Here is a 16,786-nt window from a genome sequence, read left to right as displayed (position 1 = left end):
AGTTCTGTGCAGACATGCTGTAAATTGGTTTGTGATGGGTATATACCAAGGTAAATTGCACTACGCTATTTGGTCTTAAGTTAGCACTTGAAACTATAGAGAAACAACTAGTTTAAATTCGTTACACTTTATGCAAGAGTATTTAGCATTTGCGCATTGCAATCGCTTTAACGCAAAGTCATAATGCTTTTTCGCTTAAAAAACTCTCATTAAATTTTGAAAGCGACAATAACAAGCAATAAAGTACATTTAAGTTTATTCATCTGGTTTTTGGGTGCATTTTTCTTCTTTTGCGAGTATTTCCTGCGCGTCTCCCCAAGTGTCATGCTGCCGCAATTATCCGACAAGTTCTCAGTCACTGCCGCAGGACTCGGTGCTTTATCTGCCTTTTTCTATTATCCATACATTCTCATGCAAATACCTGTTGGCATGATTACCGATAAATTTGGTCCTAAAAAGGTGATGATGTTAGCTGCTTTTATCACTGGTATTGCTTGTATCATTTTCGCTCTTGCCAATAGCTTAACACTTGCCATTATTGCACGCATGCTCATGGGTTTTTGTGGTGCATTTGCGTTTGTTGGCACACTGCGTTTAGCGATTAACTTCTTCACACCGAGCATCTTTGCCATGCTTACCGGCATCACTCAAGCCATGGGCATGCTTGGCGCTGCTGTTGGTGAGGCGCCAATGAGTATTTATGTGCATCATGTTGGCGTTGAGGTTGCGATGCTTAGTTTTGCGATATTATTTTTCATCATCGGTTTCCTTATGCTATGGATGAGTAAACACAGTACAGCTAACCAAGCACTTACAGTTAGCAATAGCAGCAAAATATCCCATGGCATTAAAGAAGTGATAAACAATAAAGCACTATGGTTAAACTGCTTGTTTATTGGTTGCTTATATGGCCCAACAACCGTTTTTGCCGAGATGTGGGGTACGTCATTTACTGCAAGCTTCAGAAGTCTAACACATACGGATGCCGCCCTTACCACCAGTCTTATTTTTATTGGCATGGTGTTTGGTTGTCCTTTGTTTGGTTTTTTAAATAGTATGTGTAATGCACTGCAATTAATGCGTTTATCCGCTTTGCTCTGTCTTATCTTAATGATTGTGATTATTTATGTTCCAGGGTTATCATTATTGCAATTACAAGTGATTTATTTTTGCTATGGGATTTGTAATGCCGGCATCATCCCTTCTTATAATCGCTCTGCTCTTTTGGTACCGCGCCAATACTCAGGCATCGCACTTGGTATTACCAATATGTTCTCAGTTTTATTAGGTGCAATAAGTATTCAGATTGTCGGCATTTTAATTAACCTCATCAGTAGCAACCAAATGCAAAACGCACACATCTATCCGGCTGAAATCTATCAACGCATATTTATACTGATTATCGTCTTATTCTGTATTTGTTTGGCACTCTCTTTCAAGATGAAATCCATATCAAAATCAACATCACTTGCACATGTTCCGTAACATTAACCTAATTTGATATAAAAAAGCACAAACCCTGTTGGATTTACTGCAAACCCTCGTTAAAATGAACGCCTGTTCTAATTTGGGGTTAAATAAGCAGTAAATAGCTATGCAAATATTGTCAAATCGGCATAATTTTAATGTTTTTACAACTTTTCGTCATTATTTTCGGCTAGCATCTACTATGCTAGATAATGACTTCAGCGCTTTTTGCTCTATAATGACCAAAACGCACAAAGCAACTTGAGTTTAAAGGAAATCAATATGCACGGATTTAAAAGCCCGCAAATCTATTTAAAAACATTTATCATTGGTCTTTTGGTGATTGCTGGCATTATCTATTTTGAGCTAACTGGTTTAAAGCCTTGTCCGATGTGCTTACTACAACAATTTGCTATTTTATTGATTAGCATTATTGCATTTATCGCCCTTATCCATAAACCGAAAATCAGGGGTGTGCGTATTTATAGTTTCACCCTTGGTGTGATTGCATTACTTGGTGCCTTGGTTGCCTTAAAGCAAGTTTGGATGCAAATAAATCCAAGTGAATATGTCGGCAGCTGTGAAGCAGGTGTTGATAGTTTATTTCAAAATTTGCCAGTTCTTGACTTCTTAAAGTCGCTTTTCACAAGTGGGCCTGACTGCTCACAAGTTGACTGGCAACTGTTTGGCTTAAGCATGGCAAGCTATAGTTTTGTTATCTTTATCGTACTTAGTACGCTACATTTTTGGCAGTTTCTATTTTATAACCCTCATAATTTAATAAATAAAACAAAAAATATGAAAACAGAAGGATAAATCATGGCTGAACTCTCCCTAAAAGCACCCAAGAAAAAGCTTATTAAAGCTTTTATCATCGTCATTGCCATTCTTGTCGTTATTTTTGGCGGCATCTTTGGCTTTGCCAGTTTTGTCAACGGTAAAAAGGCTTCAGCCATGGCAACTTGGAAAATGCAAGCTCCTGAAGTCACTGCTACTGCCGCCAAATCTGAAACGTGGTACCCAAGTGTGAAAACCATTGGTGAAGCTGTCGCCATTCAAAATGTCAATGTTACCGCTCAAGCTTCAGGCTTGGTATCAACCATCTCTTTTGAAGCCGGACAAATGGTTAAAAAAGGTGATGTGTTATTCACACTTGATACGCAACAGTTACAAGCACAACTAAAGCAAGCACAAGCTGATTTGGAACTTGCTAAAATAACCTATCAACGTGATGCTGATCTTTTGAAAAGTCAAGCCGTCTCACAACAAACGGCAGATCAATCAAAAGCAAAATATGATGCTAATCTTGCTAATGTTGAATCGATTCAAGCGGATATCAACTATCGCACGGTAAAAGCTCCATTTGATGGTAAGATTGGTTTGCGTCAAATCAGCTTAGGACAATATTTCAGCGCTGGTAACAGTGCGGCAACGTTAACTGAAATATCACCGATTTATATTGATTTTAGTATTCCACAGAATAACTTTAGCAATGTTAAAGTTGGCGGTGACATTGAGTTTACATCTGATTCCTATCCAGGTGTTACTTTCAAAGCAAAAATTACTGCCATTAACTCACAAATCACCAGTGACAACAGAGCGCTTAATATTCAAGCAACCTTTGATAATAAGGATCAGCAACATTTGATCTACCCTGGTATGTTCCTTGATGTCAGTTTGATTTTACCCCCCATTCCAAACACCATCATTATTCCACGCAATGCTGTAAGTTATACATTATATGGTGAAACAGTTTATGTGCTTGTACCTGATTCAAAAGACGGGCAACCTGTGATGTCTGAATATAGCGCCATGAAAGATGGTCAAGTTCAGCTCGTATCAACAGGTAAACAGCAATACACAGCCAAGCAGGTTCCGGTTAAAACCACCATGACCAATGACAATAAAGTTATCGTTCAAGGCATTAAAGCTGGTGACATGGTTGCAACCTCTGGTCAAAACAAACTGCAAAATGGTGTTAGTGTTGTTATCAATAATGACGTTGACTTCAAAAACAACCCATAGGAAAACGGCATATGCATTTTATTGATATTTTTATAAAACGGCCTGTGCTATCAACGGTGATCAGCTTGCTGATACTCGTTGCTGGGATAGGAACCGCATTTACCCTGCAGGTACGTCAGTACCCATATATGAACAATGCTACAATTATTGTAACTACGGCTTATCCAGGTGCCAACCCTGAAGTTATTCAAGGATTTATTACCACGCCATTAGAACAATCCGTTGGTTCTGCTGATGGTATTGATTACATGACATCACAAAGTGTGCTTGGTTTAAGTACATTAACAATTAACGTAAAATTAGGTGCTGACCCTAATAACGTCCTTAGTCAAGTCGTTCAAAAGGTCAATGCAGTACAAAACGTTATGCCAAGTGGCGCGCAATCTCCATCGATTGATATGCAATCAGGCAATTCATTTCCATCCCTTATTTTGGGCTTTACCAGTGATGCTTTAAATGAGCAAGAGATTACTGCTTATATCAAAAATCAGCTAACGCCTAAACTACAATCTTTAGGTGGCATTTCCAATGTTATTATTTGGGGTGAAAAGAACTATGCCATGCGTGTCTGGCTAAACTATGACAAAATGGCACGCTTTAATGTCACACCCGATGATATTGCCAAGGCCTTACAAGCCAATAGCTTAATTGCTGCCGGTGGTCAAATTAAAGGCCCTTATTTTAATGTCACACTTAATCCCACTACTAACCTTGATAATGCGCAAACTTATAAAGAATTGGTTGTTAAAAATGAAAATGGTAATCTCGTTCGTTTAGGTGATGTTGCTACCGTTGAATTAGGTGCGCAAACCTATACTGCCAATGTGAGTTTTAATGGCAAATATGGTGTTTTTGCTGGTGTTGTCGCCGCATCTGATGCGAACGTATTGACTGTTGTTGATAATATTATGAAAGACTTGCCAAGTATTAAAGCAAGTCTACCAACTGGTTTAAACATGAATATTGTCTACAACAATACCACTTATATTAAATCCTCTATTGAAGATGTTGTAAAGACACTGATTGAAGCGATCATTATTGTAACTGTTGTCTTATTCTTATTTATTGGTTCTTTTAGATCCGTTGTTATTCCTGTCGTCGCCATCCCACTATCGATGATTGGTGCCTTCTTACTCATGTTTTTAATGGGCTTTTCCATAAACCTCTTAACGCTCTTGGCAATGGTACTTGCCATTGGTTTGGTGGTTGATGATGCCATTGTTGTACTCGAGAATATTTACCGACATATTGAAGAAGGTAAAACACCTTTTGAAGCATCTATCCAAGGTGCCAGAGAGATTGCTAATCCCGTTATTTTAATGACATTAACCCTTGTCGCTGTTTACTTACCGATCGGTATGATGGGGGGCTTAACGGGGATCTTATTTACTGAATTTGCTTACTCATTGGCAGGCGCTGTTGTTATCTCTGGAATTGTCGCTTATACATTCTCACCGATGCTCTGCTCAAAAGTACTATCTAAATCAATTACCGAAGCCAAAACAGTTAAGTTTATTGATAACTTATTTGAAAAACTTAAGAATGCGTATGAACGTGCCTTGCGTCTTGTTTTCAGCGTACGCATTGTCGTGATTTTATTTGGTGCTGTTGTTTTAATTAGCTGTTACTCATTATTTATGGGCACAAAATCAGAGTTAGCACCTACCGAAGATCAGGCCTTTATCGGGATTCAAGGAACAGCCCCTTCACCGGCTAACATTCACTATTTAAATACTTTTGCACCCGCACTTTATAAAGATATGCAAAGCTTACCAGGCGTTGAATCAACCTTTGTGGTCAACGGTTACCCGCAAAGTAATAGCAGCTTTGGTGGCGTGGTCTTAAAACCATGGAGCGAGCGCAAAGAAACACAAATGGAAATCAAACCGATATTGCAAAACCTTGTCAATAACGTTGCAGGCTCTCAGATATATACCTTTGAGATGCCATCATTACCAGGTATTTCATTTGGTCCACCGATGCAATTTGTGATTCAATCGGTTAATAGCTATCCTGGAATCTATGCCATTGCTAATGATGTCATCAATAAGATGATGTCAAGTGGTTTGTTTGTTTTTGCACAAAGTGATCTACAATTTGACAACCCACAAATGATTGTACAAATTGATCGCGAAAAAGCAGCTTCTTTAGGCATTAGCATGCAACAAATTGCTCAAGCACTTGGTTATGCCTACTCTGGAGGTTATGTGAACTACTTTAGTATGCTGGGTTATAGCTATCAGGTTATTCCTGAGCTTGCTGATAACCTTAAGCTAACCAAAGAGCAACTTGGACAAATCCGTATCACTACCACAAATGGTAAGCTCATCCCATTATCAGCCATTGTGACCTTTAAAACACAAAGTGTGCCACTGAGTTTAAATCGTTTCCAACAGCTCAACTCAGCAACCATTAATGCCGTAACCACACCAGGCGTTAGTCAAGGCCAAGCAATTGAATATATGCAAAACCTAGCTAAGACCGAGTTACCACAAGGGTATACACATGACTATGCAGGATCTGCACGTCAGTTCTTAGAAAACAGCAACCAAATGGCGATTGCTTTCTTATTTGCACTGATAGTGATCTTCTTGATGCTTGCTGCTCAATTTGAAAGCTTTAGAGACCCATTGATTATCTTAATCAGTGTACCAATGTCAATTTGTGGTGCATTAATCCCACTTTATTTGGGGCAGTTATTTAATTCAGGTTATGCCTCAATCAACATCTACACACAAGTTGGTTTGATCACCTTGATTGGCCTGATTAGTAAGCACGGTATCTTGCTGGTGGAGTTTGCTAATAAACTGCAAGAAGAAGGCTATAGCAAAGTAGAAGCGATTTTAAAATCAGCTGCCCTTCGTCTGCGGCCAATTCTTATGACAACGGCTGCCATGGTTGTGGGTGTTATTCCACTTGTGATTGCCTCAGGTGCCGGAGCTGTAAGTCGCCAATCTATCGGTATTGTCATTGCATCTGGTATGACAATTGGTACCCTTTTCACCCTTTTCGTTGTTCCAGTTGTATATACATATCTTGCGAAGGATCGCCGTGCATTGATTGAACGTTGGAAAGAAGAAGATAAGATCATCGCACAAATCAATAAAGATCATCATTTAGAATAATTTCTCATTGGGCGTATGCAATACGCCACTACTATATATTTTTGCTTTCTATTTTATAAAAACCCCTTTATCCTATAGCCTGATTTTTTAACACGACTAACAGATGGGGGATTTATGCCCAATGGAGAGAACAACTAATAACAAAAAACCACTCATTAGCATTCGTAATTTAGTGAAACGTTTTGATGATGGTCATACTGCTGTTGATGGTATTTCTTTAGATATTTACCCAAAAGAATTTTTCGCATTGCTTGGTAGCTCAGGTAGTGGTAAAAGCACTTTACTTAGACTCTTAGCTGGGTTTGAGCAACCCACTGACGGCAAAATATTAATTGATGGCGTAGATATGACCAATATTCCACCGTATAACCGCCCGATTAATATGATGTTTCAATCTTATGCCTTGTTTCCACACATGACCATTGAGCAGAATATCATGTTTGGTTTGAAACAAGATAAACTGCCCAAAGATGAGATTATTAAGCGCACAGCATCGGCACTTAAGATTATTAAGATGGAGCATTTAGCAAAACGTAAACCCCATCAACTATCGGGTGGTCAACGTCAACGTGCGGCATTAGCACGTTGCTTGGCAAAGCGTCCCAAGCTTATTTTGCTAGATGAGCCATTATCAGCATTGGATAAGAATTTACGCGATCAAATGAAGTTTGAATTAGTGGATATTCAAGAGCAAACTGGTAGTACCTTTATCATGGTGACACATGATCAAGAAGAAGCAATGACGATGGCATCACGCATTGGCATTATGTCCGAAGGTTGGCTTGAGCAAGTAAGTCCTCCACAAGAAGTTTATGAATTCCCGAAAACACGCTTTGTTGCTAACTTTATAGGTAAAAGTGCCGTTTTTGAAGGTGCGATTAGTGAAATCAATGATGACTCAAGTGTTATTGATTCTGATGAAACTAAGTGCTCATTTAAACTTGATCGCCGCATTGATGGTGTTGAGGCTCAACAAATCTGGGTTGGACTCCGACCTGAGAAAATATCTATATCGAAAACACCACCTGAAGATTACAACCCAAGTCAACCGGTCAACACAATCGTTGGCAAAGTGAAAGACATTGCTTATATGGGTGGTTTATCAACTTATCATGTTGAAAGTGCAACAGGCAAACGTATCACAGCAACAGACTTTAACGTTGAGCGTAACGCTGATCACCCCACTTGGGAAGATACTGTTTATCTGACGTGGGAACCTGAGAGTATCATGGTGTTGTACTCATGAAATGGCTTAATAACCTTGACCCTCATTTTGTACATAAGTGGCAAAATCGCTTTGTTATTTTGGTGCCAATGCTATGGTTTATGGTCTTTCTACTTATTCCATTTTTATTTGTTTTAACCATAAGCTTCACCCTACCTGCCAATGGCACCCCACCTTTTACCGCCATTTTGCAATACACTGATCATACCTTGCATATCATTTTACATCTAAGCAACTATATGCAAACGCTAAGTTCTAACTTGGTATTCATTGCCCTATTTGACTCAGTTAGTGTTGCCTTTTTCACAACGATCCTATGTATTCTCATCGGCTATCCGATGGCTTTAGCACTATCGCGCATCAAACGTAAAAATGTTCAGCTGATTTTTCTGATCATGATTATTATCCCCTACTGGACGTCATTTTTATTGCGAACTTACGCGTGGGTGACATTATTAGGCAATCATCAACTCAATGTCTTTTTGATGAAGTTAGGATTGCCAAGCATGGCATTGCTATATAATAACTTCTCGATGTATTTAGGCATGGTCTATTGCTATCTACCCTTTTTGGTATTACCCCTGTATGCCACATTAATTAAACTTGACCCTATTTTAAATGATGCTGCTGCTGATTTAGGTGCCACTCCAATTAAGACGTTTTTTAAAGTGACCTTGCCACTGTCTATGCCAGGGCTTATTGCAGGAAGCTTATTGGTATTTATCCCCGCCGTTGGTGAAGTCGTCGTACCGCAAATCATGGGCGGACTAAATAGTGTCATGATCGGTAGTGTGATTTGGGAGCAGTTCTTTACTGCCAATAACTGGGGAATGTCGGCAGCAATGTCAGTTATCTTATTGATTATTTTGGTTATTCCTGTGATTTGGATGCAAAAGATCCAACAACGTCAGGCAAAAGCATCAGGGAGTCTATAATGCGTATTTCTTCTTTTTTTTCATACAGTAAAGTAATGCTCATTCTAGGCTTGATATTCCTATACATCCCTTTAGTCATTCTTATTCTTTTCTCATTTAGCAGCTCTCAAATCATTAACTTATGGGGTGGGTTTACGCTCGATTGGTATAGGGAGCTTTTTCAAGATAGTGATATTATCAGTGCTGCTTTAATCAGCTTACAAGTCGCCCTTATTGCCTCACTTTGTGCAACAGTACTTGGCACCATGGTTGCTTATATCATGACACGCTTTAATTACTTCAGAAGTAAGAACTTCCTTTATGGTATGGTCATTACACCACTTGTATTACCTGATATTGTGCTTGGGGTCTCACTGTTATTAATGTTTACCTCATTACAGAATCTCATCGGTTGGCCACATGGTCGCGGCATGATGACGATTATCATAGCACACATTACCTTTTGTACTGCCTATGTGACGATTGTCATGCAAGCGCGTATTGCCAGTGCTGACCGCTCTATTGAGGAAGCGGCAATGGACTTAGGTGCCAAGCCTGCTAAGATTTTCTTTCAGATTACCTTACCACAGATCATTCCATCATTGATTGCTTCATTTCTATTGGCATTTACGCTATCGATTGATGATTTGGTCATTACTGAATTTGTCGCCGGTAGCAGTGACCCTACTTTACCAATGTATATTTACTCAACCGTTAAAAATGGACCAACACCTGAGATTAATGCACTGGCTACATTGATGATTGCGATTATATCAACCTGTGTTGTCGTGGGTGCATACATTGCATTTAAAATGGAACGAAAACGTAAAAAGCAGAAACAAAAATAATCACCTACACTCAATCTGCGATTGCCAAATATATAAATCATCCTTGCTTATAGTGGGCAGTTGGATATGACATGTTTGATCACCTTTTTCAAAAGCAAGCTCAGTGCTTGTTGATAAAATATCTGCTTGAATAAAGCCATCATCATTGGTAACACCAACAATTTCATCATTCTGCTTTAATATGGCATGAGCTAAAGGCTTAAGTTTGCCATCATGATCAATCACAATATGCGACATAAATGGTACAACACGCGCTAGATGCCATTGAACTTTTTGAATATTACCAGGGTATAAAACAAGCTTTTTCGCCAATTGATTATATTGATAACTTTCTGAAGATTTAGGCACAATGGTTAAATTATGATTTTTATAACTTGGCATTAAGAATAAGTTACCTGTACCTTGCCCTTGACCAATTTTAAGATCATTATCATAAATGTCATATTCAACCGCCTTACCCTCAGCATAAACCGATGCCACTACGCCTGAGTTATAAGCACCATCATAGCCAAAGGCGTAATCATTTTGAGCATACGCCATACTTGAATTAACCATGGCAGAGACCTGAGTGGTGTCTTTGGTGATATTACTCTGCACGTTGTATTGTGCTAATTTATTGGCACCATTAGCTGCAATAAAGCCGCTACTATTATCTTCACTATAGTTAAGTTTGGCACTACTACTTAAATAGGCGTTTGGACTACTATAATGAGAGTAGTAAACTGACGCTGATTGATTAAATTTACCTTGTGTTTGACCATCATCCATATAATCAGAGCTGGCACTGACATTCCAACGACCTTGTGTAAAGTAAAAGCGAATACCTGCCTGAATCAAATGATCCTGATCAGTCTTAACTGCTGAGAACGTCATATCCGCACTTAAGCCTGACGTGCTAAATAAATTGCGAGAAAGGCTTATACCATAGCGATTCTGGTGTGTGATGGTATTCCAACTGTGTGATAGTGATGTACTGATACCTAACCATGAAAAGCTTAAGTTATTTTGCAATTGTAACTGCTGCCCACTTGGTAAAGGATTAAAAAGCTGCTGCTTAGGCATTAATGAGTCATTATTGTCAATAACGCCTAGAATATTGCTATACCAACTAATGTTACCAAAATTCCACGTACCGGTAATCGATGAGGCATACTTGTTGGTGTTTGACACGGTGTTGTACCATGACAACCTTAAGTTACCACCAAATAAACTATCTAAACCAAATGTCGCATAAATATCCTCGAAATTAGATAACATATTTCCTGTTAATGCTAAGCGATTATTTAAACTCTGAGTCCATTTGGCATTAAATATTGGTTCATCCGTATAGCTTTGCGGATAATAAAGATGCTCATCATTGCTATTGATCGTCTTTTGCAAATAACCTAATGCAAATTGATAATTTGGCTTATCTACTTCAGGAATCAATGAAAACTTTGTAAAAAATTCTTGTGATACTGTTTTTTTATTAAACTGATCAATAACTTCAATTGTGATGTTATATGAACCATCTGGAAAGCTGTATGTATCAAGCTGCTGTTTTCCTGCTGGTAACTGCTGAGCATAAATCAATTGATTATCTTTATAAACACGTACTTGCGAGTTGGTTGTTAACAGTACCTCAACTGGCGTACCTGAGTTACTCGTGCTATAGCTATATACTTCATTGTTGTTGCGCATACTCATACCAATGATATTTTGCTGAGCAAGAATATTATCCCCTGCCGTCATTGTCGTACCTGCTGAAATCAGCGCTGGATTCCAATAGTAGCGCAAGGTTAAGTTATTAATACTGAGCGTTGGATCGCTATCACCATGCTGCGAGAATGTCTGCTCAATGGCAGGTGTTACTAAAAGACTGGTATTACCATAATTAAAATACTGATTGGTATTGAGATTAAGACTACTGTCATTAAAATCCGTCGTTGAATACAGTAAAGACGAATTATTAAAATACGAAAAGCTTGAAGTCGAAGACCCCAACATTGGATTAATGGGTCCATTGGTACTTTCTAGAAACTTAGGATTAATAAAAACATATAAATTAAGATTACTTGGATTGAATATAACACCTGCCACCTCTGGTGTTAACGCTTTGCAAATATTGCCATAGCCTAAACTTTTAGGTGCATCTAACTTACACAGTCTCTCACTATGATTAGGTAGTTTTTGTGATAATGCTTCCAGTACTTTCTGTTTATTCGCATCCGCTAAGGTAGGCACTCTATTAATCACACTCTCGGGATTAAGTATTTCAATCGTACCATCATCAAATTTAACCATCGTTGTTGCAACGATACGTCCATTGATATAGACCGGAACGTTCATCGTTGATATTGCCTGATAATTTTCAAACCCTTTAGGAATACTTTCATCCTCAATTGCACGAATTTCAGCAAAAGCAAACCCACCTTGCAACAAAGCCAGTAGATATATAAAACTTTTTCTGTGCTGAAATACCATTTCCTATCCATTTTATTGTGTGATTCGATATGAGCACATCATATAAAGTGATCAAAATAAAATCAGCATAAAAAACATTAATCTATTTTATAAGGTCATTAAGTCTTTAAATATCAATTGGTTTCTTTTTAACCTAAGTATCGATTATGCTATAGCCATTATCAGTAAAAGAAGGCACTTTGATGAGGATTACAGCAACCATCATCACGATCATGTTGAGCTATGTCATGGGATTTAGTCATGTTGTAACAACAGGGTTGAATTATTACATCCCCTCACGACTAGACTTTACACTTAGCCCGATTACTGGAAGCATTTATTCCAATAGTGAAAGCGTTTACACCAGTGATGTCATGTTTAACCAACATAATCGCTATAACCCAAATGATCGCTATGATTTGGTAGTCAACGCCTTTAATAGCACTTTTCTACCGTTGAAAGAAGATAATAGCATCGTCATTCCATTAGGAAAAGTCGATCAAGGTGTTGCCGAGGTTGGCATAAGCCATATTGCCTTTTTAAATGCCCAAAACAATCGCCTCACCTTACTCAATGGCAGAAATAATTCACACTGTGCCATTGTTGATAACAAGTTGTCATTTTTTGCGAGCGGTCAACCGGTAAATTGTGAACTTGAATTTAGTGGTCAAGCGCTTGTTGAAGAGTTAAAGCGTATGGAGCTTACCTTCAAAGCCGCCAAAATGACACAAGATCAATACACAGGAGTATTATATGTTACGATCAAAAAAACATTATAAATTGCTCTGTATCGTCAGTAGCAGTTATCTAGCACTCTCAAGCGTTGGGCATGCCCACGGCTTAGGTGAAGCACAACTGGTTATTGATATGCCCAATGCCACCATTAATTTTAATAGTGGCTATTATGATCAAGTCAGTTTAACCGCACATACTGCCAACATTTTTGAAGATAAAAACTACCGCCTAAGCATCACACCACAACCACCGAACCAATTCACCTCAATCACACAAGATGGAAAAATGGTTTACGGTCTTGGCTTGGGGACTTTACAAAACACGCAAACAGGTGCGGTGGTCTCGCTAATTGGCTTTGAAGATAGCCAAAGCAATAGTATCGCCCCAATAAGCGTGATTAACTCAGGTCTATGTCAATACAATGGTGCGCTTCAGGGAATTATCTTCAATAGTACACAATCATCTGGTAGTTGCCAGATGATATTTGATGGTAAGACACTTGCTAAGCTTAACCGCATTATGCTCAATGTTTCGGCAAATGATACGATCGAGGGACATTTTAACCTCAACATTAATTGGTCACTGCAAGCAATTTAATAGATTTAAAGATAAGATAATCAAAGGAGACATTTATGTTAAAACAAATTTTTGCACTTGGTTTATTTGGCTTACTACCACTGCAATTCGCCATGGCAGGGATTTCAGTAACACCACTTGTGCTTAAGCAAAACTCAACAAACACAAAAAACTATACTGATATCAAGGTAAAAAATGAAGGCGATAAACCAGCTTACATTGATGTTATCGCTGAGAAGTTTGACACAAAAATGGGGAAATTTACGCGCTTTGATGGTTTAACAGATCCGAAGAAATTTGGCATGATTGTTTCACCACCCAAATTGGTCATTCCGCCTAAGCAAACTCGTATTGTACGCGCTAATTTATTAAACAAAAACGTGAACGCAGAGGAAGCTTATGCCATTACCATTAATCCAGTGGTTAATGATCTGAAAGGCTTTACTGGCGCTGATGAAAAAGATACTGTCAGCGGTGTGCAGGTTGTTGTTTCTTATAAAGTACAGCTGTTTAATCAGCCTAAAGACATTAAAAAAGCACTTGATTATCAATATAAAGATGGCCTGCTTACAGTGAAAAATACAGGTAATAGTTATAGTGTCTTACGCAATATATACGCGTGTGACAAGAGCTTTAAAACATATGGTCTATTGCCTCAGAATAATCAAGATAAACAGGCTAAGGCAAAAACTGATGATAAGCTTAGTACATCTACCCAAATCAAAGGATGTAAAGCCCTTGGCAGTGAAGTGATTTATGCCGGAGAAGAAAAAACCTTTACTGTTGATAAAGGAAAACAAGTTGTATTTTATGAAAATGAGTCTTCTAAACTACACACGTACTTATAACCGACTCAACCCACTGGCTAAAATCATCTTTAATCCGCGCTAGCGCTTCTTCGCTATCGGCTTCAAAACGCAAGACTAAGCATGGCGTGGTGTTTGATGCGCGAACCAAGCCCCAGCCATCTTTAAACTCAACACGCACACCATCAATGGTAATGACTTTTGCATTATTGAACTTTGTATCTGCCTGCTTCACTAAGCTATCGACCACCGCAAATTTTTGTTCTTCGGTGACTTCAATATTGATCTCAGGGGTATTGATACTTTGTGGAATACGTGCAAATATTTGATCTAGAGACGCATCACTATTTGCCAAAATATCTAATAATCTAACACCTGTGTATAACCCATCATCAAAACCAAGCCAGCGATCATTAAAGAACGTATGCCCACTCATTTCACCGGCAAGCTCGGCACCCGTTTCTTTGATTTTCTTTTTAATCAGCGCATGTCCTGTTTGTGACATAATCGGTTTACCACCAAGATTTTCAACAAATTCAGCAAGATTCTTAGTGCATTTAACATCAAATAAGATGGTCGCTTGAGGATGGACTTTTAATACATCTTCGGCATAAAGCATCAACTGACGATCTGGGAAGATATTCTCACCCTTAGGTGTGATCACACCTAAGCGATCACCATCACCATCAAAGGCCAAACCAACATCAGCATTGTGTGTTTTAACCGCAGCGATAAGATCTTTTAAATTAGCAGGTTTACTTGGGTCAGGATGATGATTTGGGAATGTGCCATCAATCTCACAAAATAGCTCAATAACTTCACATCCTAGCTTTCTAAACAATTTAGGGGCAATTTCACCTGTGATGCCATTACCTGCATCAATCACAATTTTTAGCGGTTTAGCAAGCTTTTCTTGTTTGGCAATATAATCAATGTACTTATTATCAATCGCAAGTGATTGATAAGCACCGACTTTATATTCTTTTGCTTCACCCTTTATAATGATTTGCTTTAATACTTGAATATCATCTTGTGCTAAGGTGTGCCCGCCAATCATCATTTTAAGACCATTGTAATTCGCGGGATTATGACTCCCTGTCAGCATAATCCCAGTACCATTGCCTTGTGTTTTTGCAGCAAAGTAAAGTACAGGTGTCGGTACCGCGCCGACATCAATCACATCACAGCCTCCGGCTTGCAAACCGTCCGCTAATGACTTTAACAAGGTTGGACCTGATAAACGACCATCACGCGCGATAAAGACCTTTTGTTCACCGTGTAGACGCGCTTGTTGCGCGAATGCTACACCGATATTAAACACAACGTTCTCATTTAGATCTTCAGGATAAGTCCCACGAATATCATACGCTCTAAAAATATGCTCAGGTGTTAATGCATTTTCTTTAAACAATTTACAACTCCTTTAACTTTTACATCTTTTACAATAAATAACTTACATCAATATCATCAAATGCTTCAATCACATCATCATAGTCAACAGATAACGCCATGACTTTAAAATTCTCAGCTAACTCAGTACTCAGTGTCAGTAATTTCAATTCTTGATTTAATCGTAATTTCTCTTTTTCATTTAAATCTGTTTGCTGCTTTTCATAAGCACACATAATTCCTGCTTGGCTTAAAAACCTGCCTTGTGTGGCAAAACCATCAAGCACAAAGCCAAGATTTTCAGCATATTCAGCAACAGCTGTAAAATCAACATGTGCCGTGATATCTTGTACACCTGTATAAATCAATGGATTATCATGCACATGATGCTTGAAATAACATTGCAATGTGCCTTTACTGCGCGCACTGCTGTAATACAAATCACGCTGATAACCATAATCACAGATAAAAACCACACCACGGTTTAACACACTATGAATTGATGTTAACCATGGCTCAATCCATAGGTTAATCTCAGTTTGATAATCCTCAATGGATAGTAATCTTTGTAATGGTAAGCGATTAATCGCTGCTGCTAATAACGGATCCGTAATCTCTTGATCACACCAAATAAATTGATCTTGTTGATGATCGACCATCATGCGTTTGGGTACTTTTCCCTTAATAGTAATCAATTCAACCGGCATGGCATCAATCACTTCATTAGCAAAGACAATCGCATTAAGCTTTTCTGTCGGCAATTTATCCAACCAATGAATATGTTGATAATAATCCCCTACTGACTTTAATAAACGCTGTTGCTCAGTTTTTAAATCAGGACTTAGCTCAATAATATAATAGGCATGAGGCAAAGCATTAAGTGATTGAAGCTTTTGCAAACAATCCAAAGCAAACTTTCCCGTACCTGCACCAAACTCAATAATGACAGGATTGTCACCCAGTTTTGGCAGGATACCCGCAAATTGCAAGGCAAAGGTTTGACCAAAAAGGCTTGAGCTCATCGGTGCTGTCATAAAGTCACCTGATTCACCAAGCTTTGGTTTATTCGCCGTGTAATACCCTAAATTTGGCGCATATAATGCCTCTTGCATAAAGCGCTTAAAACTAATGGGAGATTTATTGTTAGCAATGACATTGGCAATATGAGCACACATTTCTGCCACACGCAAATGCTCATCTGAATTTAATTCTGGCAGGGTTGTTTGATTCATTA

General features: G+C 38.5%; 13 protein-coding genes. 10 read left to right on the top strand and 3 right to left on the bottom strand.

The annotated features are described in order from the left end of the window. Nucleotides 1-216 precede the first annotated feature (216 nt). The 7 genes from ACY10D_RS08610 to ACY10D_RS08580 all read left to right on the top strand — a co-directional run bounded on the left by ACY10D_RS08610 (nucleotide 217) and on the right by ACY10D_RS08580 (nucleotide 9,604). Nucleotides 217-1,485 carry an MFS transporter gene (locus tag ACY10D_RS08610; RefSeq protein WP_487000339.1) on the top strand — a complete coding sequence of 423 codons (1,269 nt, stop codon included), beginning with the start codon at nucleotides 217-219 and terminating at the stop codon, nucleotides 1,483-1,485. A 264-nt stretch (nucleotides 1,486-1,749) separates the two neighbouring features. Beyond that, nucleotides 1,750-2,283: a disulfide bond formation protein B gene (locus ACY10D_RS08605; protein WP_487000338.1), complete on the top strand. Its 534-nt coding sequence runs from the start codon at nucleotides 1,750-1,752 to the stop codon at nucleotides 2,281-2,283. Nucleotides 2,284-2,286: 3 nt separating this feature from the next. After that, a complete protein-coding gene (locus ACY10D_RS08600; RefSeq protein ID WP_487000337.1) occupies nucleotides 2,287-3,492 on the top strand; it encodes an efflux RND transporter periplasmic adaptor subunit in 1,206 nt (401 codons plus the stop codon). An 11-nt stretch (nucleotides 3,493-3,503) separates the two neighbouring features. Continuing rightward, nucleotides 3,504-6,617, top strand: coding sequence for an efflux RND transporter permease subunit (locus ACY10D_RS08595; protein ID WP_487000336.1), 3,114 nt, complete (start codon nucleotides 3,504-3,506; stop codon nucleotides 6,615-6,617). Nucleotides 6,618-6,738: 121 nt separating this feature from the next. Beyond that, the gene (locus ACY10D_RS08590; protein WP_487000335.1) at nucleotides 6,739-7,863 is read left to right on the top strand and encodes an ABC transporter ATP-binding protein; all 1,125 of its coding nucleotides are present in this window, start codon (nucleotides 6,739-6,741) and stop codon (nucleotides 7,861-7,863) included. Then, complete coding sequence (locus ACY10D_RS08585) at nucleotides 7,860-8,777, top strand: ABC transporter permease (RefSeq protein ID WP_487000334.1); 918 nt, start codon at nucleotides 7,860-7,862, stop codon at nucleotides 8,775-8,777. Before ACY10D_RS08590 ends, ACY10D_RS08585 begins: the two co-directional genes overlap by 4 nt. Next, nucleotides 8,777-9,604, top strand: coding sequence for an ABC transporter permease (locus ACY10D_RS08580; protein WP_487000333.1), 828 nt, complete (start codon nucleotides 8,777-8,779; stop codon nucleotides 9,602-9,604). The genes ACY10D_RS08585 and ACY10D_RS08580 overlap by 1 nt, the downstream gene beginning before the upstream one ends. On the opposite strand, the gene ACY10D_RS08575 is transcribed toward ACY10D_RS08580, so the two are convergent. After that, nucleotides 9,605-12,067, bottom strand: a complete 2,463-nt coding sequence (locus ACY10D_RS08575; RefSeq protein WP_487000332.1) for a TcfC E-set like domain-containing protein — start codon at nucleotides 12,065-12,067, stop codon at nucleotides 9,605-9,607. A 182-nt stretch (nucleotides 12,068-12,249) separates the two neighbouring features. On the opposite strand from ACY10D_RS08575, the gene ACY10D_RS08570 reads away from it, so the two are divergent. Genes ACY10D_RS08570 through ACY10D_RS08560 form a run of 3 tightly spaced genes read left to right on the top strand, consistent with a single transcriptional unit; the run spans nucleotide 12,250 to nucleotide 14,205 of the window. Further along, on the top strand, nucleotides 12,250-12,825 hold the full coding sequence (locus tag ACY10D_RS08570; protein ID WP_487000331.1) for a hypothetical protein: 576 nt from the start codon (nucleotides 12,250-12,252) through the stop codon (nucleotides 12,823-12,825). Then, nucleotides 12,800-13,378: a hypothetical protein gene (locus ACY10D_RS08565; RefSeq protein ID WP_487000330.1), complete on the top strand. Its 579-nt coding sequence runs from the start codon at nucleotides 12,800-12,802 to the stop codon at nucleotides 13,376-13,378. Before ACY10D_RS08570 ends, ACY10D_RS08565 begins: the two co-directional genes overlap by 26 nt. 35 nt (nucleotides 13,379-13,413) lie before the next feature. Beyond that, a complete protein-coding gene (locus ACY10D_RS08560) occupies nucleotides 13,414-14,205 on the top strand; it encodes a fimbrial biogenesis chaperone (protein ID WP_487000329.1) in 792 nt (263 codons plus the stop codon). Here ACY10D_RS08560 and ACY10D_RS08555 read toward each other — a convergent pair. Continuing rightward, on the bottom strand, nucleotides 14,183-15,574 hold the full coding sequence (locus ACY10D_RS08555; protein WP_487000328.1) for a phosphomannomutase/phosphoglucomutase: 1,392 nt from the start codon (nucleotides 15,572-15,574) through the stop codon (nucleotides 14,183-14,185). The two genes, ACY10D_RS08560 and ACY10D_RS08555, sit on opposite strands and share 23 nt — an antisense overlap. 28 nt (nucleotides 15,575-15,602) lie before the next feature. Then, a complete protein-coding gene (locus tag ACY10D_RS08550) occupies nucleotides 15,603-16,784 on the bottom strand; it encodes a class I SAM-dependent methyltransferase (RefSeq protein ID WP_487000327.1) in 1,182 nt (393 codons plus the stop codon). Nucleotides 16,785-16,786 lie beyond the last annotated feature (2 nt).

Source organism: Cysteiniphilum sp. (assembly GCF_057495195.1).
The sequence above is the reverse complement of the archived record's forward strand: the minus strand, read 5'-3'. Positions and strand labels throughout refer to the sequence as shown.